Below are 25253 nucleotides of genomic sequence, written 5' to 3'. Positions count from 1 at the left end.
CGTTTAAATGGTTAAAACGCAAACGCAAAAATAATTGTTTTATACAATTAAAAAAAGAGTAATAGATAAAAGTTACGATAAGGTTTGAGTATTACTTTTCCTTAGCGACAATAATTGTAGCTTTAGCACCAGTTGCTAAGTTCCATTCGTTAGAAGATATAAGCATACCAGCATCGTTATAAATTTTAAAAGCAGCAGTGTTAGGACCTGATGTTCCTTGATTTAATGCTAATATTTTTATAGTATTAATACCTTCTTCTAATGGGATGTTAAAAGACTGATAACGTTGTTTTAGTGTAATGTTAGAAACAACAGGGATATCATTTATAAAAATAGTTACCATATCTCCGTCAGGATATTGATAGTCTCTACAAATAATATTTACACTGCCAGACTTGGTACTAAAACTTCCTAAATCTTGGTCTATGACAGGATAATCATATAAACCATTTATTTTTTTGAAAGATTTTAAATATTGTTCTTCAGCAATTTTAGCCTTAGTTAATATTCCTTTATTGTTAAATTCGTTTTCTTTTCTTTTTTTATCTAACTCTTTTTGATGCTCTTTGTGTGCATTTTTAAATCCATTATCATTATTAAAATCTAAAGATTTTGGTTTTTTTACTTCTTTAGCTGGGGCAGCATTGAAATTAAAAGAACTATTTCCTTTTGTAGAACCACCTTCGGAACCATCTAATTGACCAAAAGAGTTGGAAGTACAAATACAGATTCCTAGAAATAATATTGTTTTAAAAATGTTCATCATAGAAACTTATTGTTAGCAAATATAATGCCGATTTAAGTATAAGGTCACAATATGACGTTAAAACTTACTGGTAAGTTCTGAAATATTTGTTAATCTATTTAATAGGAAAATCGAAATATGTTTTTGGAAAAGGTTCATTTCTTAAGGTAAAATGCCACCATTCGTTTGGATAAGGTCTAAATCCGTTTTTCTTCATAACCTTCTGAAGAAGTTGTCTGTTTTTTAATTGTTGTTTAGTAAGTTTCGTATATGTAATATGTGAAATTCCTCCAAAGAAATCATATGGGCTTCCCATGTCTAATTCTTTTCCTGTTTGTGTATCAACAATAGTTAAATCGATTGAACTTCCTCTTGAATGACCTGACTTTGAGGCAATATATCCTAATTTAAATAAATGTCTTTTATTGATTTTGGGATAGTACTGCTGTTTCATAACTGTGTCGTTTAACACTCTTGCCCAACGAACAAAATGATTTACAGCGGTTTGTGGTCTGTAAGCGTCATAAACTTTAAGACTTAGTCCTAAAAGAAGTAATTCGTCTTGTACTTTTTTTAGTGCTTTTGCAGCTTTGGTAGAAGTAATTAAAACATTCTCTTCATATCCGTCTATAGGTATGCCTATAAAATTGTTATGTGAACAGTAGCGTAGCTCTTTTTGTATGGTTGGTGCTACATCTTTTACATACGAAAATCCTTTAGGCAATTGTTGAGCAACAACTGTAGTGGTTGTTATAAGTATTAAATATAAAATCCATTTCATGTTGGTAAAAATACTGAAATGGATTTTAATCGCAGTGCAATAATCAAGGCTAATTCTCTGAGACTTTCCCCGAGGTAGTTGATTATTAAATTAGAATTAATTAGGTTAATTTAAGTTTAATTGCCAAGAAACTCCAAATTGATCTTGAATAAACGCAAATTTTTTACTGAATCCATAATTGTGTAATTCCATCATTATTTTTCCGTTTTCAGATAATTTGGAATATAATTTTTCAATTTCTTCGTCATTTTCACATTCTATATAATTAGAAACCGCTGGTGTAAAGTTCCAATCGTGTATAGCAGGACTATCGCTGCACATAAATAAATTACCATTTAATTCGAATGTTGCCTGCATAATCTTTCCTTCTTCTGTTGGTGCACTTTTTTCCCAACGTTTTATTGTTATGATTTTAGAGTTATCGAATAATTCTACATAAAAATTCATAGCGTTTTCTGCATTTCCGTCTTGAAAAGTAAGAGACCTTATCATTTGATTTTTCATAATTGTCTTGTTTTTTGTTAGTTTAGTTTTTAAACTATCGATTTCTAATCTAAGTTTTTCTGAGATGTTATTTTTTTTAGAATTAGTACAACTTGTTCCGATTAAACTTAGTAATAATAGTATTGGTAAAATTTGTTTCATATGATGAAGTATTTTTATTAAAAGAATATGACTATAAAACTTCTACAATTTGTATATGATTTCCACAAGTATCATTAAAAACAGCAATCTTTACAGTTCCCATTTCTGTTGGTTTTACACTAAAAGTGACTCCCAAATCGATTAACCTTTCATATTCTTTCTGAGCATTAGAGGTATTAAATTGTGTATAAGGAATACCAGCATCAAATAATGCTTTTTGATATACTTTTGTCGGCTCAAAATTAACAGGAGCTGGTTCTAATAAAAGTTCTGGACCATCTTGTTCTTCACCAGAAACTACTGTTAACCATCTATTACCGTCACCTACAGGAACATCTATCTTTTTTACAAAATTTAATTTTTTAGTATAAAATTCAAGGGCTTTTTCTTGATTATCTACAGGAATACTTACAAGTTTAATCTTCATGATTTAAAGTTTAATAATTATTTGATGGTGCAAAGATTTAAAATCATGTTCAAAAAAACTTATCGAAAATTGCTCTTTTGATATGCCCGTGGTGTAAATCCCGTTTTTCTTTTAAATAAAGAATTAAAAGAACTCAAGCTTTCAAAGCCTACTTCATGACAGGTATCTGAAATAGATAGACCGTCTTTTATATATTCTTTAGCTTTTTCGATTCTTTTGTTAATTAAATATTGATTAGGAGTTTGGCCATAATATCTTTTAAATAGTCTTAAAAGATGGTATTTTGAAACAAACCGAATACGAGAAAAAAGGTCTAAATTTAATTTTTCACTGAAGTTATTGTTAATATAATTCCGTAATCCGATAACAGTATCTAGTTGCCATTGGTTGGAATAACAATCCTCTTTAATTCTTAGTATTTCTTTATTGTAAAAAGACATAATAAATGCCATCAATTCTAAAAGGTAAGATAAATCTTTTTTTTGTGAAGAGGGAACACTTTATCTAAAATTAAGAAAAGCTATAATGAAATAACTTAGGTGTAAATTTTTTAATTAGTTAAAAAGTATTGTACGTTAGTTAATTTAGGGTTACTCCAGTTTCCTATATTTAAAGACTCTTCAATTTTTAAAATAAAAGTACAACTGCTATTTGCTTCTAATTGCTGACAAGAATTAGTAGCAAGATTAGAGTAATCTGTTGAAAACTCTAAATTATCAGTTTTAATAGTAAAGTAAGGAAACCCTTTTACAGAAGCATTGCTAGTATTATTTAGTTTTACTTCCATTTCTAACTTAGATATGTTAGTTACTGTATTAATAGTGTATTCGAAATTAATTACTTCATAAGTAAATTCTTTTAATTTTGGAGGTGTAATATTTACTGGCTGATTTTCAATAATAGTACCACACGGAACTTCAATATTTGTATCATAGTCATATGAATTACCGTTAACAAAATAAAATTGACGGATGGTAAGAGTTTCTTTACAGTCTTGATTATTGTTTCCACAAGAAATAAACATTAAAAAAAATAATGTTAAATAAATAACTTTTTTCATAAAACTTAATTTTGAGACCAAAATAGTATTTTTATAAAGAAAAGCCAAAACTGTACAGTTTTGGCTTGTAAACTAATAAAACCAAGTATTAGTTACCATTAGAGTTAGCTAACTAATGGGACTAATTTTGTGACGTGTTAATGAAGACTAATAACACGTGATATTTTCCACCCTGAATTTTCTTTTTTCCAAAGCATAATAAATTTACCAGGTTTTGATTTTGAGTTAGGTTCAAGTTTGTTAAAGAATTTATGATAGCCTACTTGTACTGCTCCATAATTTGGTATTGGATAAACTTCTATGCTTCCTTTTATAAGTGTGCGCGTGACTTTGTTACAGATATTGTCTTTAAGCGCTTTAACGATACTTTCTTTTGAGGTTGATAATCCACCTTTGTCATGATAAAACTCCAAATCTTCATGTAAAATATCGGCTTGAGTTTTTAAATCGCAAGTATTATATGCGTTGAAAAAGATACTATCCATTTTACTTATTTGTTGATGTAACTCAAAATCAATAGGTTTGTATTTTGGAATTTCATTTACTTGAGCGCTCATAAAAAATGATTTTAGTAGCGCCCAAATAAATAGTACAACTTTTAAGAAAAAGTTTCCTTTAAAAAAGAAGTCAAATAGTTGTTGCATGGTTAGTTGTATTGATTATTTGCTACCAAATTTTAAAAGAAACTGTACTGTTATCGTAATTTCTTATAAAACCGTGTTTTCCGTTGTTTATGGTAATACCTTTAGAGGCAGTATTTCCTTTATATCCGTCATTACAGTTAACTTTTAAGATGTACGATTTTATTTTTCCGTTGTTAAAAAAGCTTGATTCTGAAAAATCTATATCAATATTCTTTTTGTTTTTAAACCAGCGAGCTAATTCTTTTAACTCGCTTTTGGTTGTTTCTTTCGTGATTATTAATTCAGCTTTAGCATCGTTAATAGTACTGTCGAATAAAAAACTAACATCGTTGTTATTGTCTTCGTCAGAGTTCCATTCGTCATCAGTATCGTTCTCTTTCTTTTCATCTTCACAGTCTGAACATTCAAATCCTTTTGAAGTCATTTCGAAATTATGATTTACCATATCTCTATCGTAAATATCTTGTGTATTCTTAATATCGTATAAGAAGCTTCTTGTAGATCCTTCGAAATATACTTTTGTTCCTTCAGGAATATAAATTGTAGCTGTAACCTCTTCGTCTTTCCATAAGCTTCTGTACTTACTCAAGAAATACCCATCGAAGACAATTGTGTTGTTTGCTATTTTATAGTTATAGCTAATTTGTGAAGCTTTGTCATTTGCTTTTTTACGGTTTCTTCCTTCCGACCTTTTTCTGATTTCTATGTAAGCATTTCCTGTTTCACTCTTTTGAACATCAATTCTAACATCGTTAGAGTATTTCATCATTTCATCATCAACTTCAACATCTATTGCATTGTTGCTTCTACGTAAACTGTGTTTGTAATAAATATCGTCGTTGTTAATTACTCTAATTTTTAGCGGATTTTCGGTAGTATACGTAATTGCTTGTTTGGTAATTTTTGTTCCGTTATAAGCTTTTGATGTAGCAAATTCTATTCCAGAGAAAATCAAACATAAAATTGATACTAACCAAATTCCTAATAAGGTTAAAAAGGTAGGTGTACTAACTTTTTTAATGTTTGGTGATAAAATTCGTAAACCTAAAATAAATAAGGCTACAAACGGAATTCCTATAGCTATAAACAGCATTGTAGCTAACAACCAACGAGGTAAAAGAGAGTCGTAAAAGAATGGTGGGTAATGTACCATACCATTTTCAAATCCTAATACTTCGATACTACCTACCGAGAACATACCGAATAGTAAAGAAACTAAGGTTACACCAGCTACAAATACTAATAAAACGCCCATGAATTTACCAAATACTTTAAATACGGCTAGTAGTATTTTTCCGAAAGTATCTAAAAAATCTTGAAATCCTGATTTAGTTTGGTTGCGTAATTTTTGATAATCAGCACTCGAAATTTTATCAGATAATTCATGGGCGCCTTCCTTTACCTTGGCAGAAAGGTTCTCAAATTCGTTACGAATTTTTTTTTCAATGTTGTCAATGTTTACAGCTTCCCCTTCCATCTGTAATTTCTCAGAGGTAGTTTTAGCTTCAGGTAATAAAATCCATAAGATAATATATGCGATTACTCCAAATCCTATACCTGCTAAGGTTAAGATTAAAAAGGTTAATCGTACCCAAATAACATCAATATTTACATAATGTGCTAAACCAGCAGCTACACCTCCTAAGAATTTATCGTCTCCATCTCTAAATAATTTTTTAGATGATGAACTTCTTCTTTGATAGTAGTTCGATTCGGTATAATTTTCTTCAGCTTCAGAATAATCTTCTGGCTGCCCCATTATACCAATAATCTCTTCAATGTCTCCTTCGTTTACAACTTGACGAGCATCAGTAATTCTCTCAGAAAGTAACTCACTAATACGAGCTTCTATATCCGAAATTATTTCGTTTTTACCTTGAGGATCATCGCTCAACGAACGAGCAATGGCGTCTAGATAACGTTTTAGTTTTTGGTAGGCGGTTTCGTCTATATGAAAGAAGAAGCCTCCTAAATTTATATTGATAGTCTTATTCATCTTTAGTTGATTTATCTTGTGTTACTTGGTTTACTGCGTTTACTAAATTATTCCAGGTTTTGTCTAATTCTTTTAAAAACATGCCTCCGTTTTCTGTTAAAACGTAGTACTTTCGTGGTGGTCCTGAGGTTGATTCTTCCCATCGGTACGTTAATAAACCTGCGTTTTTTAAACGAGTTAGTAACGGATATATGGTACCTTCAACCACAATCATTTCTGCGCTTTTTAATGTTGAAAGGATTTCAGAAGTATAAGCATCTCCCTTTTGAAGGATTGATAAGATGCAATATTCTAAAACACCTTTGCGCATTTGTGCTTTTGTGTTTTCTATCTTCATTGAATGTGGTTTATTTTATAAATTTTATGGTTAGTGGATACTTGTAATTTTCTCCTTCTTTACTTTTTAGGGCAGCTATAATAATTAAAGCTACTTTTACGAGACCTACTATTGATGCTAGTGCACCAATTCCTAGAAGCCCGAAGAATGGCCCTTCATAAAAACTAATGTCAAAACCAAAATCTACATCATTAAAGTTTCTAAAAACAGAAGTAGTAAATACTGGTATAAACGATAAGCCTAAAATGAAAATATATAAAGCATAACTAATATTAAAGTTTACTGCTTCTTTACCTTGATCATCTAAAAATTGACTTCGCTCTTTTAAGGTTTGCCATAATATTAATGGAGTAATAATACTTCCGAAAGGAAATAAATACCCTGCAAAAGCTGATATATGTATTAAAAAAGCATTGGTGTTTTGGTCGTTGTGTTTCATAATTATATTATTTATATAATACTTGCTTATGCAAATATATATATTTAAAAAGGTATTATGCAATACATAGTACTAAAATTTAACAAAATTTAACATTTTTATTCTATGAGGTATTTTTTATAAATTGCCATAAATATTAAATATGAGTAAAAAATTTACCCCAAGAAAAATAAACGCATTTCTATTGTTTAAGCTGCCTTCAGCATTTTTTACAGGTGTTCGTGTACAATCTATGGAAGAAACCAAAGCTACTGTAACGGTAAAGCATAGATGGATTAATCAAAACCCGTTTAAAAGTATGTTTTGGGCTGTTCAAGGTATGGCATCTGAATTAACAACAGGAATTTTAGTAATGAGAGAAATAGATAGATCTGGAAAAAAAATATCGATGTATGTTACAAATATGAATGCAACGTTTACAAAAACAGCTAAAGGAAGAATTAATTTTGTTTGTAATGACGGACATTTAATTAGAGATGCTATTCATAAAAGTATAGAAACTGGAGAAGGGCAAACAATTACAATGACTTCTGAAGGATTCAATAAAGAAGGTGTTTCTGTTTCTAAGTTTGAATATGAATGGAGTGTTAAGGTAAAATCATAAGGAAACTGTAACATTTTATATAAAGCTTCTTCTTATTAATAAATAACTAAATTAAAAGGTATGAGTGCACACGAAATAGATTATCGCATTTTTGGTGAAGAAATGCAATATGTTGAAGTTGAATTAGATCCTCAAGAAGGAGTAGTGGCAGAATCTGGTAGTTTTATGATGATGGATTCTGATATTAAAATGACCACAATTTTAGGTGATGGATCTAATCAAGAAAAAGGGTTATTAGGGAAAATTTTCTCTGCAGGGAAAAGAATTTTAACTGGAGAAAGTTTGTTTATGACAGTTTTTACCAATGTTGGTCAAGGTAAAAAACAAGTTTCTTTTGCATCTCCATATCCAGGTAAAATTGTTCCTATTGATTTAACAAATTACGGAGGTAAATTTATTTGTCAAAAAGACGCTTTTTTATGTGCAGCCAAAGGAGTTTCTATCGGAATTGAGTTTTCAAAAAAATTAGGAAGAGGTTTATTTGGAGGAGAAGGTTTTATTATGCAGAAAATGGAAGGTGATGGAATGGGCTTTATTCATGCTGGAGGAACACTTGCTAAAAAAGTACTACAACCTGGAGAAGTTATAAAAGTTGATACTGGTTGTATAGTTGGTTTTACCCAAGATGTAGATTATGATATTGAATTTGTAGGAGGAATTAAAAACACGGTTTTTGGAGGTGAAGGATTATTCTTCGCAACATTAAGAGGTCCAGGAACAGTATATATTCAATCATTGCCATTTAGTCGTTTAGCAGGAAGAGTTATTGCTATGGCACCTCAAACAGGAAGAGGAGATAGAGGAGAAGGAAGTGTTTTAGGTGGCTTAGGAGATTTATTAGATGGAGATAATCGTTTTTAAAAAAATATTCTAAATAATAAAAAAGGCTTGATTTTTAAATCAAGCCTTTTTTATTGTTATAATTGAGACAATTATTGAATACCTAAATCGTCAAACATTTTTACTAGTCTTTCTCCTTGAGATGGAGAAGGAGCATTTGGGCTTACAATATTACCATCAGGATCAATTAAAATAAATCTTGGTAAACCAGAAATATTGTATGCACTAACAAAATCAGATTTAAAGTCTTTATCAGCTAGTAACTGAATTCCAGACATTTCTCTTTCTACGATAGTTTCTTTCCATTTATCGTAAACATTTTTTTTATCAACAGAAATACTAACGAATTCGATGTTTTTTCCGTGGTATTGATCTTCTAACCTCTTTAATAAAGGAATTTCTTTTTTACAGAAAGCACACCAAGTTGCCCAAACATCAACATATAAATATTTTCCTTTACCTAATAAGTCGTCTAAAGAAGTTGTTCCTCCATTATAGTTTTCATAATTCTTAAATTTAGGAGAAGGCTGCCCTTTAGCAGTTAACTTCATAGAGTTATATGTCTTAGTGATTTCTTTTTTATGACTTTCGTTAGTAGAATATGCCATAAATTTTTTGTAATACTCTTTTAAATTGTCGACATATGTAATACCATTTTTATATGGGTTTAGATATAACATATCGTTTTTAACTAAAGTATCGTTAACCTCTTTATGAATAGTTTCCAATACGGTTAAGTAAAAATTATCACCTTCATCATTTTCTTTTCTGGCTTTTTGATCGATTATTTCTCCTAATAAAGTTCTGTATGAATAAGAATCAACATAATCTTGTGCACTGTTAAAGTCTATTTGCTCAACTACATTAGGGAAGTTTTCAGAAACAACAAATTCATCATTACCAGTTAAAATTCTGTGATAGTTTTGATAGTTGTTTAAGTTTCTTAAATATTCATAATCAATATTTTTAACTTCTCTTTTCATAAAGTCTGCAGGCAAGTTACTTTCTACAGATAAATCAGATAAAGCATCTTTATACTCATCCATTGTATCTAAGAAATCTCCTTCTTCTTTAGAGAATAAATTATTAGCATTACCTATAATTTCTCCAAACTTTTTAGTCTTTTTAATAAAATAACTGTTGATTGCTGCAGTTTTACCTTCGTAGTTAATTAATTCAGGTTTTTTGAAATCAAGAATTAAACCAGTATCATCTGTTTTATTTAAGAAAAGATTTAAAACACGTCTTTTGTTTTTGTCTAAAACAAGAGTATAATAACCACTATACGGTATTTTAACTGTGTCTCTAAATGATTTAGTTTTTCTATCGAACTTAATTTTTTTCTTGAATCTAAATCCTTGTAGGGTTACATCTCTCTTTTTAAAATTCTCAACATTACCTGTTAATACTAAATAATCTTTAACAGGAGCTTCTTTCTTACATGAAATCGCAACAACTCCTATGAGTGCTAATAGTATTAGTTTTTTCATTTTTAGGAATTTAAATTATAATTAGGGTTTAAAAAAGCCGAAAATAATTTATTTCAAAGTTTTATCAAAGAAATTAACAATTTATTTGAGTTTATTGATTTTTAATGAGTTCAAGAGTTTTTCTAAATGAAAAAAACCGAAGTAGCTAACTTCGGTTTTTCTTTTCTTCTTTTTTCATAACAATTATCCCACTAATTTTAAATTACGTAGTAAGTAGTTTCTCATAGTTTAGGTGTTAATGTTAAGACTTTGTTAAAACAATTATCGTGCCGAAAACTGTAAATATTTAACAAATTTCTTGCGAAGGTGAAAAATATTTTAAGAATGAGTTGTTAAATATTTAATAATTAAGAAACTATTAAGAGTAAAAGGTTAGGTTGTTAAAGCATAAGTTTATTAATTTTTTCAAAGAATTGTTTCTTGTAAGTATCACCAATTGGTAGGCTTTTACCGTTTGAAAGATAAACGGAAAGAGAGTCGGTTTTAGAAATGTGTTGAATAGCAACAATAAAAGATTTATGAATTTTAACAAAACTCTTTGAAGAAAGCTCAGATTCAAAATGTTTTAAAGTGCTATAAGTTATTATTTGATTGTCTTTTAAATGAATTGAAACATAGTTTTTTAGACTTTCTATATATAAAATTTCATTGGTATATACTTTTTCAAAATTGTTTTTCCCGTCAGTTTTTATAAAGATAAAATCATCGTTATTTACTAAAGGATTAGTTTTTTTAGTAGGTTTAATTTTTAAAATGGCGTTATAAAAACGTTCAAATTCAAAAGGTTTTAAGAGGTAATCAGCAGCGTTAAGTTCGTAGCTTTCTAATGCGAACTGCGGATAGGCAGTTGTGAAAATTATACTAATTTTATCTTTTACAATTTTAGAGAGTTGAATACCTGTAATGGTTGGCATTTGGATATCTAAAAATACCAAGTCTAAATCTTCTTTTTCAATAATACTTATCGCTTCAATAGGATTTGTTGTAGAACCTACTAACTCTAAAAAAGACACTTTTTTTACATACGACTCTAATAATCGTATAGCAGGAGCTTCATCATCAACAATTAAACATCTTAAAATTTTCATAGTTAGTTGTTTTTAATAGGGAGTTTTAAATATGCAGTATATGTATTGTTTATTTCTTTGTGTTCAAAGGAAAAATCATTATTAAACAGTAATTCTAATCGTTTTTTTAAATTTTCTCTACCAATACCAGTACTACTATAGTTTTTTACATTGGAAACTTTGTTGTAAGTTTTCAATTCTAAAGAGTCTTCTGAAATATTAATTGAAATTTTAGCAGGATTCTCCTTGTCATTAATCACTCCATGTTTACAAATATTTTCAATAAAGTGGACTAAAATTAATGAAGGGATTTCTTGGTCTCTTATTTCACCGTTTATAGAGAGATTTAAAAACAAATTATCCTCAAATCTTTTTTCATAAAAATATATATAATCTTTAATAAATTTTAATTCCTTTTTTAAAGGCATATAGTCTTTTTGAGCTTCATAAGTAAGATATCTTAATAGTTCTGATAGTTTATGAATTCCCTTAGCAGTTTCAGGTTGAGTTTCTGCTAATTCCGAATAGAAAACATTTAAAGTGTTGAATAAAAAATGGGGCTCTAATTGTGTTTTTAAGGCATCCAATTCTGCTTTTTTATGTTCCAATTGTAATTCATGAATTTTATTATTGTTTTCAATGAAACGAAATAATAAATAAATAAACGTACTGAATAAGATAGCTTTTAAGGAGTAATATGAATTATCAAAAATATAATACCAAAAGGTTCTTGTACTGTCATGATAATTATGAAAACCAGCAATATTATAAATAACAATTTCTTCTAAAAAATATCTAATTCCTGCAAAAATGAAGAATAAAGAAATTTGGCCTAAAATAAAATAGGTAAGATTTTTCCTTATCAGGGTTCTAGGGCATATAATACCAACATTAATAGCATACACGCTAAAAAAGGAAATATAGAAAGTGGTTTTATATAATAAACCAAGTTGAATGTTTGAGAAGAAGCGATCATGTCCACCTGTTACATAAGCTCTAAAAAAATCCATAGCAATAATAATGAAACCTAATATAAAGTGGTATTTAAAGGTGTTTTTTAATTTCATAGTTCAAAAGTAGGTATAAAGGTAACTTTCTTTTCCTTGTTAAGATATAATTTCGGTTTTTTAGGATGAACAGTTAAAACCATACAACAAAATAAATAATATAATATTTTAAAGAGTTGATAAGGTGCAATATGAAGTTGATTTAGTTTGAAGTTCTTTATTTGAAATAGAGGATACATTTGAGGTATCAAACTCAAAAATCATAGAATCATGAAATCAAGAATATTATTGATTATTTTATTTATTACTACTTCATTGTTTGCTCAAAAAGCACAGATAGATGAGCATTTTAAGAATATCAAATCATCAGATTTATTAATTTTAGGTTCTTTTCATTTTGCAAATCCAAAATTAGATAGCTATAAGCCAAAACACACAATTAATATTTTTTCAGAAAAGCGTCAAAAAGAGCTTAGAGAATTATTAAATGTTATAAAAAAATATGCTCCAACGAAAATAGGAGTTGAGTGGACTGCAAGCAGACAACAAAAATTAGACTCTTTGTACAATGCTTATTTAGATGGCAAGTATACATTAGGTTCTAATGAAATTTTTCAAATAGCTTTTAAACTAGGAAAAGAATTAGGGCATAAAAAACTATATGCAGTTAACGGACCATCAAGAAGTTTTAAAAACGATTTAACAGAGAAAGAATACAAAGTAAAGAAGAATTATTACATACAAAAAGCAGGCTCTGAAATATTCAAAAGAGAAATGAATATTAATGATACTTTCTTTGACTTATATAAAAAAGGAGATAAGTTAAAAATGGAAATGTCTTTACTAGACTATTTTAAGATTATGAATAATCCAGATGTAGTTAGTAATAGTCATGGGCATTATTTAATAGGAGAATTTAAAATGGGGGAAGCTGAAAAAGGAGATTATTTCGGAGCTGATAATGCTATTTGGTGGTATAGTAGAAATCTACGAATCTTTCAAAATATTTTAAATATGAATAAAGCTGGGGAAGATAGAGTATTTGTGTTAATGGGAGCAGGGCATTTACCAATCTTAAACTTTTTAGCAAAATCGTCAGTAGATTATAACTTAAAAAGCTTTGAAGAAATTATTAAACAATAAAAAATAAATAAAAATGAAAAGAAAATACCTAACACTAATAACAATAGCTTTACTAATTACTTCTTGTGTGAAGCAAAGAACGGAAGAATCAACAAAGGAGAAAGAAAAGGAAGCAAAAGAGATGAAGTCGGGTTTGAAGAAAATACCAATTTTAAATTTTGGAACTTTTCATATGGGATTTACTAACGATGAAAATAAAGTAGAATTCGATGAACATAATAAAAAGAATCAAGAAGAAGTTCATAAAATAGCGAAGATGCTGTCAGAATTTAAACCTACAGTAATTCTCGTAGAAACACGACCATCTTATAATGATAAATTACAATCGTTATATAAAAAATATGTACAAAACCCTGAAATGAAATTTAAAAATCCTAATGAGGTAGAATTGTTAGCTTATGAATTAGGGCGTTTGTCTGAAACTAAAAGAATATATGGAATAGATCATAAAATGAGTTATAACTATAAAATTGGTAGTGAAATCGATAATAAAATTGATGCTGTTATGCATGATAACTATTACGCCAATCCATTTGCTTTTTATAGAGAAATTAGAAATGATAGAGGTGAAAAAAGTTTATTAAATAGATTAAAAATGACTAATCATGATGAGTTTTTAGATTTTTTAATTACGGTTAATGCTGATATATTAACTCATGTAGGGAGCGATAAAGGATTTGAAGGAGCCGATGAAGCTGCGAAATATTACCAAAGAAATTTAAGAATGTATTCAAATTTAAACAGAATAAAGCTTAATGAAAATGATCGTGTATTTATTTTAATGGGAGCAAGTCATACGGCATTTTTTAGAGACTTTATTAGTCGAAGTCCAAAATATAAAATGGTGAATACTTTTGATTATCTAAAGTAAAAAGCGATGATACTCTATAATAAAAAACCTCGCAATTAGCGAGGTTTTTTGTTTTTATTCTTTTGATTCTTGTATCTAAAAATCTTAATTCTCTATTATAAGTGAATTACTTCATCATAAGCATCAGCAACTGCTTCCATTACCGCTTCACTCATAGTTGGGTGAGGGTGGATCGCTTTTAATACTTCATGTCCGGTAGTTTCTAATTTACGAGCAACAACAGCTTCAGCAATCATATCGGTAACACCAGCACCGATCATATGGCACCCTAACCATTCACCATACTTAGCATCAAAAATTACTTTTACAAATCCATCAGGAGTTCCAGCAGCTTTTGCTTTACCAGAAGCAGAGAATGGGAATTTACCAACTTTTAACTCATATCCAGCTTCTTTAGCTTTTTCTTCAGTTAAACCAACAGATGCAATTTCTGGAGTAGCATAAGTACATCCAGGAATGTTTCCGTAATCGATAACTTCCGTATGAACACCAGCAATCTTTTCAACACAAGTAATTCCTTCCGCGGAAGCAACGTGTGCTAATGCTGGTCCAGGAGTAACATCACCAATAGCATAATAACCAGGAATATTTGTTTGGTACCAATCGTTTACTAAGATTTTATCTCTATCAGTAATAATTCCAACATCTTCTAATCCGATGTTTTCAATATTTGTTTTAATTCCAACTGCCGATAAAACAATATCTGCTTCTAAAATTTGTTCACCTTTCTTTGTTTTAACAGTAGCTTTCACTCCGTCACCAGAAGTATCAACAGACTCTACAGAAGAGCTAGTCATTACTTTAATTCCAGCTTTTTTGAAAGAACGTTCCATTTGTTTAGAAACATCTTTATCCTCTACAGGAACAATATTTGGCATAAACTCAACAATAGTAACTTCAGTTCCCATTGAGTTATAGAAATGAGCAAACTCAACTCCAATTGCACCAGAACCTACAACAATCATAGATTTTGGTTGCGTTGGTAAACTCATTGCCTCACGGTATCCAATTACTTTTTTACCATCTTGTGGTAAGTTAGGTAGCTCACGAGAACGAGCACCAGTAGCAATAATAATGTGGTCAGCGCTGTATTCAGTTACTTTTCCATCTGTACCGGTAACATCAACTTTCTTTCCAGGCTTTACCTTTCCAAATCCGTCAATGATATCAATTTTGTTTTTCTTCATTAAGAACTGAACACCTTTGCTCATTCCTTCAGCAACACCACGACTACGCTTAATAACAGCTTCAAAATCTTTATCAATTGCTTCTGCTTTTAATCCGTACTCATCAACATGTTTTAAATAATCATATACTTGAGCAGATTTTAATAATGCTTTGGTAGGAATACATCCCCAGTTTAAGCAAATACCACCTAAGTTTTCTTTTTCAACTACGGCAGTTTTAAATCCTAATTGTGATGCTCTAATAGCGGTTACATAACCTCCAGGACCACTTCCAATTACTAATACGTCGTATTTCATGATGTTTAATTTTCTTGTTGTTTGTTTTAATATTGTTTTGGGCGTTCGAGCGGGCTTTCATTACTCGCTGTTGCATTCTTCAACGAGCTCAAACAAACCATTCAATCCCTAACGCTGTACTCTTAATTTAATTACAAATTATAATTCACGATTTGTAATTTATAATTCGTAATTACAAAAATTACATTCTCTCAGGAACCTTAATTCCTAATAATGCGAATGCAGATTTTATAGTATCTGCTACCTTTTTAGATAACTGAACTCTAAATACTTTTTTATCTTGATTCTCTTCTCCTAAAATCGATACGTTTTGGTAAAAAGAATTGAACTCTTTTACTAAATCATATGTATAATTAGCAATCACAGCTGGCGAATAATTCTTAGCCGCTTGCTGAATTACTTCAGGATATAATTCTAATTGTTTGATTAACTCCTTTTCTTTTTCGTGTAGCTCAACACTCACTTTTGCTGAATAATCGAATTCAGCCTTACGTAAAATAGATTGAATTCTTGCATAGGTGTATTGCACAAAAGGACCAGTGTTTCCTTGGAAATCAACAGAAGCTTGTGGGTCAAACAAAATTCTCTTTTTAGGATCTACTTTTAAAATGAAATATTTTAAAGCACCTAAACCAATTATTTTATATAATGCCTCTTTCTCTTCATCAGAGTATCCTTCTAATTTTCCTAATTCTTGAGAAATTTCACGAGCAGTCCCCGTCATTTCATCCATTAAATCATCCGCATCAACAACTGTACCTTCACGAGACTTCATTTTACCAGAAGGTAAATCAACCATACCATAACTTAAATGGTATAACTGGTCTGCCCAAGAATATCCTAATTTCTTTAAGATTAAGAATAATACTTTAAAGTGGTAATCTTGTTCGTTTCCTACGGTATATACCATACCATTTAAATCGGTAAAGTCTTTCGCACGTTGAATGGCAGTACCAATATCTTGTGTCATATATACGGCAGTACCATCAGAACGTAAAACTAACTTTTCGTCTAAACCATCTTCAGTTAGGTCACACCAAACAGAACCGTCTTCCTTTTTAAAGAAAACACCATTTTTTAAACCTTCTTCAATAATATCTTTTCCTAAAAGGTAGGTGTTACTTTCATAGTATAATTTATCAAAATCAACTCCAATGTTTTTGTAGGTAACATCAAATCCGTCATATACCCAACCGTTCATCATTTCCCATAAAGAAACAGTTTCAGTATCTCCAGATTCCCATTTACGCAACATTTCTTGTGCTTCTAAGAATAAAGGAGCTTGTTTCTTAGCATCCTCTTCAGAAACACCAGAAGCAACTAAATCGTTGATTTCTTTTTTATATTCTTTATCGAATTTTACATAGTAATTACCAACTAATTTATCTCCTTTTAATCCAGTAGACTCAGGAGTTTCACCGTTTCCAAAACGCTTCCAAGCCAACATCGACTTACAAATGTGAATACCACGGTCGTTGATAATTTGAGTTTTATAAACCTTATGTCCAGCTGCTTTTAAAATTTCTGCAACAGAATACCCTAATAACACATTACGAACATGCCCTAAGTGTAACGGCTTGTTAGTATTAGGAGAAGAATATTCTACCATACGACTATCTACTGAATCTGCTTTAGCAAATCCATAGCGTTCATCTGTAGAAATTTGATTAAAAAAGTTCGTATAAAAACTATCCGCAACAACTAAGTTTAAAAAACCTTTTACTACGTTGTAACTAGTAATATCTTCAACATTTTCAACTAAGTACGATCCTAAATCTTCACCGATTTGAACTGGATTTCCTTTTTTGTACCGTAATAAAGGGAAAACCACTACAGTGATATCTCCATCAAAATCTTTACGGGTTGCTTGAAATTCTACACTTGGAATTTCTACATCATACAAGGCTAAAAATCCTTCTTTTACTTTAGTTTCTAGTAATGTTTGAATACTCATTAGTTAATTAAAATTGAAGTGCAAAATTACATAATTTATTTGGATGATATTTAAACTCATTCTAACAATTTATATAGGTATTTTTGTGCTATGGATAAAGACCTAGAGAATCTACAAAAACTAGCTAAAGAGGCAGAACAAGAGAATAAAAAATACTTTCAACGTTTAAAAAAAAGAACACCTAAACGATTGGATTTAATAGTTCAAGAAATTCATGAAGAAGAATTTGAACGTACCGACTGTTTAGACTGTGGAAACTGCTGTAAAACTACAAGTCCGATGTTTACCTATAAAGATATCGAACGTATAGCAAAGCACTTGAAAATGAAAGTGGCCGATTTCAAAGACCAATATTTAGAAATTGATTCAGATGATTTTCATGTGTTAAAAACTGCTCCATGTCCGTTTTTAGATTTAAATGATAATTCTTGTTTTATCTATGATGTACGTCCTAAAGCATGTGCCGAATATCCACATACCAATAGAAGGAAATTTATTCAACTAGCTAATTTAACTATAAAGAATACAGAAGTGTGTCCTGCAACTTATAGAATTGTAGAAGAGTTAAAAAAGAGGTTACCAATGTCTGGAAGTAAGAAAAGGTAATGTTCAAATGAATAAAAGTTTGAAAAAGGTTAAAAGTGTTTGGACTGTAATGCTGATTATTGGAGGAATATATATCTTCTATAATCTTCGTAAGAGTTATAAGGAGAATTATGAAACTTATTACAAGCAAGAAATCAAAGGAAAGATTGATTCTATTTACTATGGAAAACAAAGCCAAATTATAGTAAGAATTAAATCTAAAGAATATGATCTTACTTTTTTTAATATAAGAAAAGGAGAAGATGTTAATAAGGGAGATTCTTTGTTTAAAGGAGAGAAAAATAAAGTTTTAGAACTACATTCAATAACTAGCTCAAAGAAGTATTTGTTTACTAAAGAATTTCAAATGAATGATTACTAGTATTTTTTAGTTAAAGTTATCTCAAGAACTTTTCCTATTTTTAGAAAAAATATATCATATTGGAAACCCTAGTAAATTATTTCGAAACAATTCCTTCTTCACATAGAGCATTAATTTTAGCAGGAGGAATTACTTTTTTTTGGTTAATAGAAGGAGCATTGCCTTTGTTTAACTTTAAATATAATAAGTGGAAGCATGCATTGCCTAATTTATTTTTTACAGGAACAACCATACTCATTAATTTTTTATTGGCATTTTTATTATTAAAAACATCTGATTGGGTTGTTGCTAATAATTTCGGAATCATTAATTGGTTGCCTGAAATGCCATTATGGTTATATGTATTATTAGGAGTTTTATTCTTAGATTTTTTTGGAGCATATTTAGCGCATTACACTGAGCATAAAGTAAAACCATTATGGATGGTACATTTAGTGCATCATTCAGATCACAAAGTAGATACAACCACAGCAAATAGACATCACCCTTTGGAGAGCATTATTCGATTTGTATTTACATTATTAGGCGTTTTTTTAGTAGGTGCTCCAATTGCCATAATAATGTTGTATCAATCGATGTCGGTTGTATTAACCCAATTTAATCATGCTAATATCAAGCTGCCAAGAAAACTAGATAAAGCATTAAGTTATATCATCTGCTCTCCTGATATGCACAAAGTGCATCATCATAATCTATTACCATATACCGATTCTAATTACGGAAATATCTTTTCTATTTGGGATCGCTTATTAGGTACGTATATGGAGTTGGATAGAGAGAAGATTGTATATGGAGTAGATACTTTTCCAGATGAAGAAAAGAACTCGAGTTTAAAGGAGTTATTAAAACAACCTTTTCAAGGGTATCGAAAACCAACTAATTTAGAAGAGTTGAGTTAATTTTTTTGATAAAGGAAAATATTTTCTAATTCTCTTATATAATCATACATTTTTACTCCAGATAAATTCGTTAGAATAGAAATAACAATTTCTTCTTCTGGATAAATTAACAACATAGAAGAAACTCCAACACCTCCTCCTGAATGACTAAATTTAGGAGAGTTGTTTTTTGTTGTAGAAATGCCAATCCCTATTCCGTAATCTGTTTCATTACCAAAAGTAAGAATGTTAGAAGTAGTAAGTTCTTTTATAGAATTAGTAGTAGTGACTTTAGGTTTAATAAATTCATTTCCAAATAAAACTAAATCTTCAGAAGTTGATAAGAATCCACCACCTGCAGCTTTATACTCATTACTTACTTTAGGGCCAATAACTATTTTTCCTTTTCTTTTTACATAAAACTGTGTTCTATTAGGAAAATCTTTACTAGAGTCATCAACTGTGGTTTGACTCATTTTTAAAGGAAGAAAAACTTCACTATCCATAAATTCAAAGAAATCTTTGTTCGCAGCATTTTGAATAACAACACTTAATAAGTTCCAACCATAGGTACTGTATTTAAATTTAGCTCCTGGTTTAAAAAGTAAGTCCGAATCTTTAAATATATCAAGTCCTTGTACGATAGACATTTTTTCATTAATTAAAAATTCTCTTCCTTTATAATGTCTTATACCTGCTGTATGACCAGCTACTTGTCGGATTGTAAAATCATATTTCTTTTTAGGGAAATCAGGAACATACTTATAAATACTTTCGTTAAAATTTAGTTTATTATCGTCGACAAGTTTTGCTAATGCAAGTGCAGTAAGTGTTTTAGAAATACTTGCAATTCTAAATTGAGTATTTTTAGGAGATACTTTTTCCTTCTTCTCAAGATCGGCATATCCAAAACCTTCAGACCAAATAACTTTTCCTTTTTTAGATACTGTAATAGAAAGACCAGGGATGTTTTGTTCTTTCATAAAGGTTTCAGTAAGTTTAGTAGCTTGTTTTTCAAACTGAGCATTTAAAAAAGAAGAAGAGAAAATAAAGAATACTAATAATTTAATATATAATTTCATAGCTATTGTTTTTTTGTTTTTTCAATCATTTCTAAAATATGTTTTCCACGAGCTTTACAACCTTTACTTTCATGTATGATCTTGGTAGTAATTAAGTGTTGAAGTTCTGGATGAACCCAATCTTTTTTCAATCCAAACAAATACAATGTGGTCATTGTATATGCTCTAACTGCGATTTTTTGATCAGTGATTAACCAATCAAAACCAGTTTCAATAATCAAATCTATATGTTGCTCTTTTAAGGCTAGTTTAGTGTTGTTTTCTTTTTTATTGGTGTAAGCTTTAGCTAAATGCTCGCAAATTTTTGCGCAAGGTCTTATAGCGCTATCAAAATGTACTTTTGAAATGTTTTCGATAAAAGTATGTATATATGGTAAAATATGGTTGATGTCATGATGAGTACAAATCCATTCTAAAACCCAAGCAGCTTTTATCGATAGTTTATTGTCAACATCAAAAGTAAGATCGACTAAGTTTTTTACCAGTTTTGGGTTTTCCAACACAATATTCGAAGCTTTTTCTCGGTTTACTCTAGCAGCGTTGTCTACATCATTTAAAACAGAAATCAAAAAATCGGCAGTCATATTGGTATGGTTTGTGTATTTTTGAAATTAAACACGTAAAAATAATTCGCATGCTAAATATAAAAAGGAAATATTCAATAACTGTTTTAACAGTACTTTTTTTTGTTATACATAGTCAAGCTCAAAAAATAAATCAGTTCGATGCTAACGGTAAAAGAACTGGAGTGTGGAAAAAGTTTTATAAAAATAATAAACTGCGTTATCAGGGACAGTTTAAAAACGGGAAAGAAGTTGGAGTATTTAAGTTCTATGCTGTTGGTTCTCCTTATTTTCCTTCGATAACTAAAGATTTTTCTAAGGCTTCAGATAGTGCTTTTGTGAAATTTTATACACCTAAAGGAAAAGTAAAAAGCGAAGGATATATGTTAGGTAAGAATAGAGTAGGAGAATGGAAATATTACTTTTCTAATGGAAAAATATTTTCAATTGAAAATTATGCAGAAGGAAAGTTACAAGGTCTTTTAAAGAATTACTATCCAAATGGAAAGGTAACCGAAGAAACTCATTATGAAAATGGAAAAAAGAACGGATTATCAAAAGTATATACTGATGATGGTACGTTGTTAGAAGAACTTACTTTTAAAGACAATGTTTTAAATGGTCCTGCAAAATACTACGATTTAAAAGGACAAATTAAAGAATCGGGAGCTTATAAAGATGGAGAACGTCATGGAGAATGGGAGTTTTATGTAGATGGTGAACCAACTTCAGAAAGACCCAAACAAAAAACATATTCAATAAAAAGAAACTAAAAATAGGTTTCACATCTTGTTAAGAAAACAATCTTAGATAATTTCGTAAATTTGCATCCTCAAAATTTAAAAAATGAAACGAGTAGTTGTAGGACTTTCAGGAGGAGTAGATAGTAGTGTAACTGCGCATTTACTTAAAGAACAAGGTTATGAAGTTATCGGTTTGTTTATGAAAAACTGGCACGATGATTCTGTAACTATTTCTGATGAATGTCCTTGGTTAGAAGATAGTAATGATGCTATGATTGTAGCCGATAAATTAGGAATTCCTTTTCAAACTGTAGATTTAAGTGAGCAGTACAAAGAGCGTATTGTAGATTATATGTTTGATGAATATGAAAAAGGAAGAACTCCAAACCCTGATGTTTTATGTAATCGAGAAATTAAGTTTGATGTGTTTATGGACATTGCATTAAGCTTAGGAGCTGATTATGTAGCTACAGGACATTATTGTAGAAAAGCAGAAGGAATTATTGATGGAAAACCGGTTTATAAACTTTTAGCTGGTAAAGACGTTAATAAAGATCAGTCGTACTTTTTATGTCAGTTATCACAAGAACAATTGTCAAAAGCATTATTCCCAATTGGAGAGTTAACGAAGCCAGAAGTAAGAGAAATTGCAAAAGAAGCTGACTTAATTACTGCTGATAAAAAAGACTCTCAAGGATTATGTTTTATTGGTAAAGTTCGATTACCAGATTTCTTACAGCAAAAACTACAACCTAAAGAGGGGGAGATAGTTCAAATTCCATCTGATTTTTCTGAGTATACAAAATCAACACCTAAGTTCTCAACTAAAGAAGATGAATTAAAGTACCGATCTACAAAGTTTGTTTATGATAAAGAAGACGGAAAAGTAGTTGGTAAGCATCAAGGAGCTCATTATTTTACGAAAGGTCAACGTAAAGGATTAGCAGTTGGAGGTACTAAAGAACCATTATTTGTGATTGAAACTGATGTAGATACAAATATTATTTACACAGGTGAAGGTAAAAATCATTCTGGGTTATACAGAAACGTATTATTTGTATCAAATGAAGAATTGCACTGGGTTCGTGAAGATTTAAGATTAAAAGACGGAAAAACTATGGAAGTTGAGGCAAGAATCCGTTATCGTCAAAAGTTAGAAAAAGCTACGTTACACAGTGTAGAAAACGGATTGTTTGTTGAGTTTGAAAACGCTCAATCTGCGATTCAAGAAGGACAGTTTGTTGCTTGGTACAAAAATGAAGAACTATTAGGTTCTGGAGTAATTTCTTAAAATAAATATGCATATAAAATTAACCTCGATTTATTCGAGGTTTTTTTGTGCTTACTATTTAATGATTGTACATTTACCCTATGCAAAATAAAATTACACAACTTTTTAATATACAATATCCAATTATTCAAGGAGGAATGATTTGGGTTTCTGGATGGAAATTGGCTTCTGCAGTTTCAAATGCAGGTGGATTAGGACTTATTGGGGCAGGATCAATGTACCCTGATGTGCTTAGAGAACATATTCAAAAATGTAAAAAAGCAACTGACAAACCTTTCGGAGTTAATGTGCCAATGTTGTATCCAGATATCGAAAAGATTATGGATATTATTGTTGAAGAAGGAGTGAAAATTGTTTTTACTTCTGCTGGAAATCCAAAAACATGGACCAATTTTTTAAAAGAAAAAGGAATTACTGTGGTGCATGTAGTAAGTTCGGTAAAGTTTGCATTAAAAGCAGAAGCTGCCGGAGTAGATGCGGTGGTTTGTGAAGGTTTTGAAGCTGGAGGTCATAATGGAAGAGAAGAAACAACAACATTTACGTTGATCCCTATGGTTAAGGAACAGGTGAAAATTCCTGTAATTGCAGCAGGTGGTATAGGATCGGGTAGAGGGATGTTAGCAGCTACAGTTTTAGGAGCTGATGGCGTACAAATAGGAAGTCGTTTTGCCGCTACTATAGAGTCTTCTGCTCATGATAAATTTAAAGATGTAATTGTCAAAGTAAAAGACGGAGATACACATTTAACGTTAAAAGAATTAGCACCAGTTCGTTTGGTAAAGAATAAGTTTTTTAATGATGTTCAAGAATTATATTTGAATAACCCTTCATTGGAAGATATTAGAAAACTACTAGGGAGAGCTCGTGCTAAACGTGGTATGTTTGAAGGAGATTTAGAAGAAGGAGAATTAGAAATTGGTCAAGTAGCAGGAATTATTCACGAAATTAAATCTGCTAAAGAAGTACTAGAAGATATTATAAAAGAATATGATTTAGTTAAATCATCTTTATAAATAAAAAAGGAGCTTTATCTAAAAGCTCCTTTTTTATTCGATATTAATAGTTTACATAATCTACAATTTCTAATCCGTAACCAATCATACCAACACGTTTGGTTTGTTTGGTATTAGAAACTAATCTAAGTTTATGTATATGTAAGTCGTGTAAAATTTGAGCTCCAATACCAAAATCTTTGTTGTCCATAGTTATGTTTGGAGCTTTCATTATTCCATTAGCTTGATTTTCTTTTAACAAACGTAATCTACTCAATAAATTTAAAGCTTGTGATTGTTGATTAATAAAGATAATGGCACCCTTACCTTCATCGTTAATCACTTTAAACATTTGATCTAACTTCTTATCAGCATTATTGGTAAGTGTTCCTAAGATATCATTATTTACTAAAGTTGAATTTACTCTTGTTAAAATAGGTTCTTCTTTAGTCCAGCTACCTTTAGTTAAAGCAATGTGAATTTGATTATTGGTAGTTTGTTTATAAGCGCGTAAACGGAATTCTCCAAAACGAGTTTCAATGTTAAAATCTTCTTTCTTTTCAATTAAAGAATCGTGTTCCATTCTATAAGCAACTAAGTCTTCTATAGAAACAATTTTTAAATCGAATTTTTTAGCGACATCTACCAATTGTGGTAAGCGAGCCATAGTACCATTTTCATTCATAATCTCAACGATTACCCCTGCTGGTTGTAAGCCTGCTAAACGAGCAAAGTCAATCGCAGCTTCTGTATGACCAGTTCTTCTTAAGACTCCACCATTTTTAGCTTTTAAAGGAAAAATATGCCCAGGTCTTGCTAAATCGAATGGTTTCGTATCTTCATCAATTAAAGCTTGAATAGTTTTTGCTCTGTCTGATGCTGAAATTCCTGTAGTAACACCTTTTCCTCTTAAATCTACTGAAACTGTAAAAGCAGTTTCCATAGGATCGGTGTTGTTATTAACCATCATATTTAGTTCAAGCTCTTTACAGCGATTTTCAGTAAGTGGTGTACAAATTAATCCTCTACCATGAGTGGCCATAAAGTTGATCATATCGGGAGTAGCTTTTTCAGCTGCTGCTACAAAATCACCTTCGTTTTCACGATCTTCATCATCAACAACGATAATTACTTTACCGTTTTTAATATCTTCAATCGCTTCTTCAATTGTATTTAATTGAATTTTAGTTTGTGTTGTCATGT

The 25253-nt window shown here is 30.2% G+C and carries 28 protein-coding genes; 10 read left to right on the top strand and 18 right to left on the bottom strand.

Going from position 1 to position 25253, the window contains the following annotated elements:
* Window positions 1–91: 91 nt before the first annotated feature.
* The 10 genes from WH52_RS05760 to WH52_RS05715 form a co-directional block, all read right to left on the bottom strand.
* Window positions 92–766 (bottom strand): hypothetical protein, encoded by a 675-nt coding sequence (locus tag WH52_RS05760; RefSeq protein ID WP_086029996.1) that lies wholly within the window; start codon window positions 764–766, stop codon window positions 92–94.
* Between the two features lie 94 nt (window positions 767–860).
* Window positions 861–1526 (bottom strand): M15 family metallopeptidase, encoded by a 666-nt coding sequence (locus WH52_RS05755; protein ID WP_086029995.1) that lies wholly within the window; start codon window positions 1524–1526, stop codon window positions 861–863.
* Window positions 1527–1631: 105 nt separating this feature from the next.
* Window positions 1632–2171, bottom strand: coding sequence for a VOC family protein (locus WH52_RS05750; RefSeq protein ID WP_233131524.1), 540 nt, complete (start codon window positions 2169–2171; stop codon window positions 1632–1634).
* A 31-nt stretch (window positions 2172–2202) separates the two neighbouring features.
* Window positions 2203–2598, bottom strand: a complete 396-nt coding sequence (locus WH52_RS05745; protein WP_158091355.1) for a VOC family protein — start codon at window positions 2596–2598, stop codon at window positions 2203–2205.
* Between the two features lie 59 nt (window positions 2599–2657).
* Window positions 2658–3050 carry a helix-turn-helix domain-containing protein gene (locus WH52_RS05740; protein WP_086029993.1) on the bottom strand — a complete coding sequence of 131 codons (393 nt, stop codon included), beginning with the start codon at window positions 3048–3050 and terminating at the stop codon, window positions 2658–2660.
* Window positions 3051–3148: 98 nt separating this feature from the next.
* Window positions 3149–3658 carry a hypothetical protein gene (locus WH52_RS05735; protein ID WP_086029992.1) on the bottom strand — a complete coding sequence of 170 codons (510 nt, stop codon included), beginning with the start codon at window positions 3656–3658 and terminating at the stop codon, window positions 3149–3151.
* A 137-nt stretch (window positions 3659–3795) separates the two neighbouring features.
* Window positions 3796–4215 (bottom strand): nuclear transport factor 2 family protein, encoded by a 420-nt coding sequence (locus WH52_RS05730; protein WP_233131523.1) that lies wholly within the window; start codon window positions 4213–4215, stop codon window positions 3796–3798.
* 109 nt (window positions 4216–4324) lie between these two features.
* Window positions 4325–6298 carry a PspC domain-containing protein gene (locus WH52_RS05725; protein ID WP_086029991.1) on the bottom strand — a complete coding sequence of 658 codons (1974 nt, stop codon included), beginning with the start codon at window positions 6296–6298 and terminating at the stop codon, window positions 4325–4327.
* Window positions 6291–6635 carry a PadR family transcriptional regulator gene (locus tag WH52_RS05720; protein WP_086029990.1) on the bottom strand — a complete coding sequence of 115 codons (345 nt, stop codon included), beginning with the start codon at window positions 6633–6635 and terminating at the stop codon, window positions 6291–6293. The genes WH52_RS05725 and WH52_RS05720 overlap by 8 nt, the downstream gene beginning before the upstream one ends.
* 10 nt (window positions 6636–6645) lie before the next feature.
* The gene (locus WH52_RS05715) at window positions 6646–7074 is read right to left on the bottom strand and encodes a DUF4870 domain-containing protein (RefSeq protein ID WP_086029989.1); all 429 of its coding nucleotides are present in this window, start codon (window positions 7072–7074) and stop codon (window positions 6646–6648) included.
* Window positions 7075–7216: 142 nt separating this feature from the next.
* Between WH52_RS05715 and WH52_RS05710 the strand changes: the two genes are divergently transcribed.
* Window positions 7217–7678: a DUF4442 domain-containing protein gene (locus WH52_RS05710; RefSeq protein WP_086029988.1), complete on the top strand. Its 462-nt coding sequence runs from the start codon at window positions 7217–7219 to the stop codon at window positions 7676–7678.
* Between the two features lie 60 nt (window positions 7679–7738).
* Complete coding sequence (locus tag WH52_RS05705) at window positions 7739–8539, top strand: TIGR00266 family protein (protein ID WP_086029987.1); 801 nt, start codon at window positions 7739–7741, stop codon at window positions 8537–8539.
* 71 nt (window positions 8540–8610) lie between these two features.
* Here WH52_RS05705 and WH52_RS05700 read toward each other — a convergent pair whose 3' ends face one another.
* The 3 genes from WH52_RS05700 to WH52_RS05690 form a co-directional block, all read right to left on the bottom strand.
* Window positions 8611–10008 (bottom strand): TlpA family protein disulfide reductase, encoded by a 1398-nt coding sequence (locus WH52_RS05700; protein ID WP_086029986.1) that lies wholly within the window; start codon window positions 10006–10008, stop codon window positions 8611–8613.
* 380 nt (window positions 10009–10388) lie between these two features.
* On the bottom strand, window positions 10389–11096 hold the full coding sequence (locus WH52_RS05695) for a LytR/AlgR family response regulator transcription factor (protein WP_086029985.1): 708 nt from the start codon (window positions 11094–11096) through the stop codon (window positions 10389–10391).
* A gap of 2 nt (window positions 11097–11098) precedes the next feature.
* Window positions 11099–12142 carry a sensor histidine kinase gene (locus WH52_RS05690; RefSeq protein ID WP_086029984.1) on the bottom strand — a complete coding sequence of 348 codons (1044 nt, stop codon included), beginning with the start codon at window positions 12140–12142 and terminating at the stop codon, window positions 11099–11101.
* Window positions 12143–12352: 210 nt separating this feature from the next.
* Here WH52_RS05690 and WH52_RS05680 point away from each other — a divergent pair, with 210 nt between their 5' ends.
* Entirely contained in the window at window positions 12353–13225 is an 873-nt protein-coding gene (locus WH52_RS05680) for a DUF5694 domain-containing protein (RefSeq protein ID WP_086029982.1), read from the top strand.
* 13 nt (window positions 13226–13238) lie between these two features.
* Entirely contained in the window at window positions 13239–14096 is an 858-nt protein-coding gene (locus WH52_RS05675) for a DUF5694 domain-containing protein (RefSeq protein WP_233131522.1), read from the top strand.
* A gap of 95 nt (window positions 14097–14191) precedes the next feature.
* Here WH52_RS05675 and lpdA read toward each other — a convergent pair whose 3' ends face one another.
* Together lpdA and argS are read right to left on the bottom strand one after the other, a co-directional pair.
* A complete protein-coding gene (gene lpdA, locus WH52_RS05670; protein WP_086029981.1) occupies window positions 14192–15580 on the bottom strand; it encodes a dihydrolipoyl dehydrogenase in 1389 nt (462 codons plus the stop codon).
* A 181-nt stretch (window positions 15581–15761) separates the two neighbouring features.
* Window positions 15762–17534, bottom strand: coding sequence for an arginine--tRNA ligase (gene argS / locus WH52_RS05665; RefSeq protein WP_086029980.1), 1773 nt, complete (start codon window positions 17532–17534; stop codon window positions 15762–15764).
* A gap of 90 nt (window positions 17535–17624) precedes the next feature.
* Here argS and WH52_RS05660 point away from each other — a divergent pair, with 90 nt between their 5' ends.
* From WH52_RS05660 to WH52_RS05650, 3 genes are read left to right on the top strand one after another with little or no spacing between them, the layout of a single operon-like run.
* Complete coding sequence (locus tag WH52_RS05660) at window positions 17625–18140, top strand: YkgJ family cysteine cluster protein (RefSeq protein WP_086029979.1); 516 nt, start codon at window positions 17625–17627, stop codon at window positions 18138–18140.
* A gap of 19 nt (window positions 18141–18159) precedes the next feature.
* Window positions 18160–18501, top strand: a complete 342-nt coding sequence (locus WH52_RS05655; RefSeq protein WP_143592077.1) for a hypothetical protein — start codon at window positions 18160–18162, stop codon at window positions 18499–18501.
* Between the two features lie 59 nt (window positions 18502–18560).
* Entirely contained in the window at window positions 18561–19400 is an 840-nt protein-coding gene (locus WH52_RS05650) for a sterol desaturase family protein (RefSeq protein ID WP_086029977.1), read from the top strand.
* On the opposite strand, the gene WH52_RS05645 is transcribed toward WH52_RS05650, so the two are convergent.
* Together WH52_RS05645 and WH52_RS05640 are read right to left on the bottom strand one after the other, a co-directional pair.
* Window positions 19397–20461, bottom strand: a complete 1065-nt coding sequence (locus WH52_RS05645) for a serine hydrolase domain-containing protein (protein ID WP_086029976.1) — start codon at window positions 20459–20461, stop codon at window positions 19397–19399. The genes WH52_RS05650 and WH52_RS05645 overlap by 4 nt on opposite strands.
* Before the next feature lie 2 nt (window positions 20462–20463).
* Window positions 20464–21045, bottom strand: a complete 582-nt coding sequence (locus WH52_RS05640) for a hypothetical protein (RefSeq protein WP_086029975.1) — start codon at window positions 21043–21045, stop codon at window positions 20464–20466.
* 50 nt (window positions 21046–21095) lie between these two features.
* On the opposite strand from WH52_RS05640, the gene WH52_RS05635 reads away from it, so the two are divergent.
* The 3 genes from WH52_RS05635 to WH52_RS05625 all read left to right on the top strand — a co-directional run bounded on the left by WH52_RS05635 (window position 21096) and on the right by WH52_RS05625 (window position 24071).
* Window positions 21096–21797, top strand: coding sequence for a toxin-antitoxin system YwqK family antitoxin (locus WH52_RS05635; RefSeq protein ID WP_086029974.1), 702 nt, complete (start codon window positions 21096–21098; stop codon window positions 21795–21797).
* A 73-nt stretch (window positions 21798–21870) separates the two neighbouring features.
* Window positions 21871–23058 (top strand): tRNA 2-thiouridine(34) synthase MnmA, encoded by a 1188-nt coding sequence (gene mnmA / locus WH52_RS05630; protein WP_086029973.1) that lies wholly within the window; start codon window positions 21871–21873, stop codon window positions 23056–23058.
* Window positions 23059–23138: 80 nt separating this feature from the next.
* Window positions 23139–24071, top strand: a complete 933-nt coding sequence (locus WH52_RS05625; protein WP_086029972.1) for an NAD(P)H-dependent flavin oxidoreductase — start codon at window positions 23139–23141, stop codon at window positions 24069–24071.
* Window positions 24072–24114: 43 nt separating this feature from the next.
* On the opposite strand, the gene ribB is transcribed toward WH52_RS05625, so the two are convergent.
* Window positions 24115–25251 (bottom strand): 3,4-dihydroxy-2-butanone-4-phosphate synthase, encoded by a 1137-nt coding sequence (gene ribB / locus WH52_RS05620; RefSeq protein ID WP_086029971.1) that lies wholly within the window; start codon window positions 25249–25251, stop codon window positions 24115–24117.
* Window positions 25252–25253: the final 2 nt, after the last annotated feature.

Source organism: Tenacibaculum holothuriorum, from assembly GCF_002120225.1.
Lineage (GTDB): Bacteria > Bacteroidota > Bacteroidia > Flavobacteriales > Flavobacteriaceae > Polaribacter > Polaribacter holothuriorum.
Note: the sequence above shows the minus strand (reverse complement) of the source record. Positions and strands in the feature narration are given on the sequence as shown.

Coding starts and splice junctions, on each gene's coding strand:
- WH52_RS05760 (WP_086029996.1), bottom strand. CDS start 766: ATGATGAACATTTTTAAAACAATATTATTTCTAGGAATCTGTATTTGT.
- WH52_RS05755 (WP_086029995.1), bottom strand. CDS start 1,526: ATGAAATGGATTTTATATTTAATACTTATAACAACCACTACAGTTGTT.
- WH52_RS05750 (WP_233131524.1), bottom strand. CDS start 2,171: ATGAAACAAATTTTACCAATACTATTATTACTAAGTTTAATCGGAACA.
- WH52_RS05745 (WP_158091355.1), bottom strand. CDS start 2,598: ATGAAGATTAAACTTGTAAGTATTCCTGTAGATAATCAAGAAAAAGCC.
- WH52_RS05740 (WP_086029993.1), bottom strand. CDS start 3,050: ATGGCATTTATTATGTCTTTTTACAATAAAGAAATACTAAGAATTAAA.
- WH52_RS05735 (WP_086029992.1), bottom strand. CDS start 3,658: ATGAAAAAAGTTATTTATTTAACATTATTTTTTTTAATGTTTATTTCT.
- WH52_RS05730 (WP_233131523.1), bottom strand. CDS start 4,215: ATGAGCGCTCAAGTAAATGAAATTCCAAAATACAAACCTATTGATTTT.
- WH52_RS05725 (WP_086029991.1), bottom strand. CDS start 6,298: ATGAATAAGACTATCAATATAAATTTAGGAGGCTTCTTCTTTCATATA.
- WH52_RS05720 (WP_086029990.1), bottom strand. CDS start 6,635: ATGAAGATAGAAAACACAAAAGCACAAATGCGCAAAGGTGTTTTAGAA.
- WH52_RS05715 (WP_086029989.1), bottom strand. CDS start 7,074: ATGAAACACAACGACCAAAACACCAATGCTTTTTTAATACATATATCA.
- WH52_RS05710 (WP_086029988.1), top strand. CDS start 7,217: ATGAGTAAAAAATTTACCCCAAGAAAAATAAACGCATTTCTATTGTTT.
- WH52_RS05705 (WP_086029987.1), top strand. CDS start 7,739: ATGAGTGCACACGAAATAGATTATCGCATTTTTGGTGAAGAAATGCAA.
- WH52_RS05700 (WP_086029986.1), bottom strand. CDS start 10,008: ATGAAAAAACTAATACTATTAGCACTCATAGGAGTTGTTGCGATTTCA.
- WH52_RS05695 (WP_086029985.1), bottom strand. CDS start 11,096: ATGAAAATTTTAAGATGTTTAATTGTTGATGATGAAGCTCCTGCTATA.
- WH52_RS05690 (WP_086029984.1), bottom strand. CDS start 12,142: ATGAAATTAAAAAACACCTTTAAATACCACTTTATATTAGGTTTCATT.
- WH52_RS05680 (WP_086029982.1), top strand. CDS start 12,353: ATGAAATCAAGAATATTATTGATTATTTTATTTATTACTACTTCATTG.
- WH52_RS05675 (WP_233131522.1), top strand. CDS start 13,239: ATGAAAAGAAAATACCTAACACTAATAACAATAGCTTTACTAATTACT.
- lpdA (WP_086029981.1), bottom strand. CDS start 15,580: ATGAAATACGACGTATTAGTAATTGGAAGTGGTCCTGGAGGTTATGTA.
- argS (WP_086029980.1), bottom strand. CDS start 17,534: ATGAGTATTCAAACATTACTAGAAACTAAAGTAAAAGAAGGATTTTTA.
- WH52_RS05660 (WP_086029979.1), top strand. CDS start 17,625: ATGGATAAAGACCTAGAGAATCTACAAAAACTAGCTAAAGAGGCAGAA.
- WH52_RS05645 (WP_086029976.1), bottom strand. CDS start 20,461: ATGAAATTATATATTAAATTATTAGTATTCTTTATTTTCTCTTCTTCT.
- WH52_RS05640 (WP_086029975.1), bottom strand. CDS start 21,045: ATGACTGCCGATTTTTTGATTTCTGTTTTAAATGATGTAGACAACGCT.
- WH52_RS05635 (WP_086029974.1), top strand. CDS start 21,096: ATGCTAAATATAAAAAGGAAATATTCAATAACTGTTTTAACAGTACTT.
- mnmA (WP_086029973.1), top strand. CDS start 21,871: ATGAAACGAGTAGTTGTAGGACTTTCAGGAGGAGTAGATAGTAGTGTA.
- WH52_RS05625 (WP_086029972.1), top strand. CDS start 23,139: ATGCAAAATAAAATTACACAACTTTTTAATATACAATATCCAATTATT.
- ribB (WP_086029971.1), bottom strand. CDS start 25,251: ATGACAACACAAACTAAAATTCAATTAAATACAATTGAAGAAGCGATT.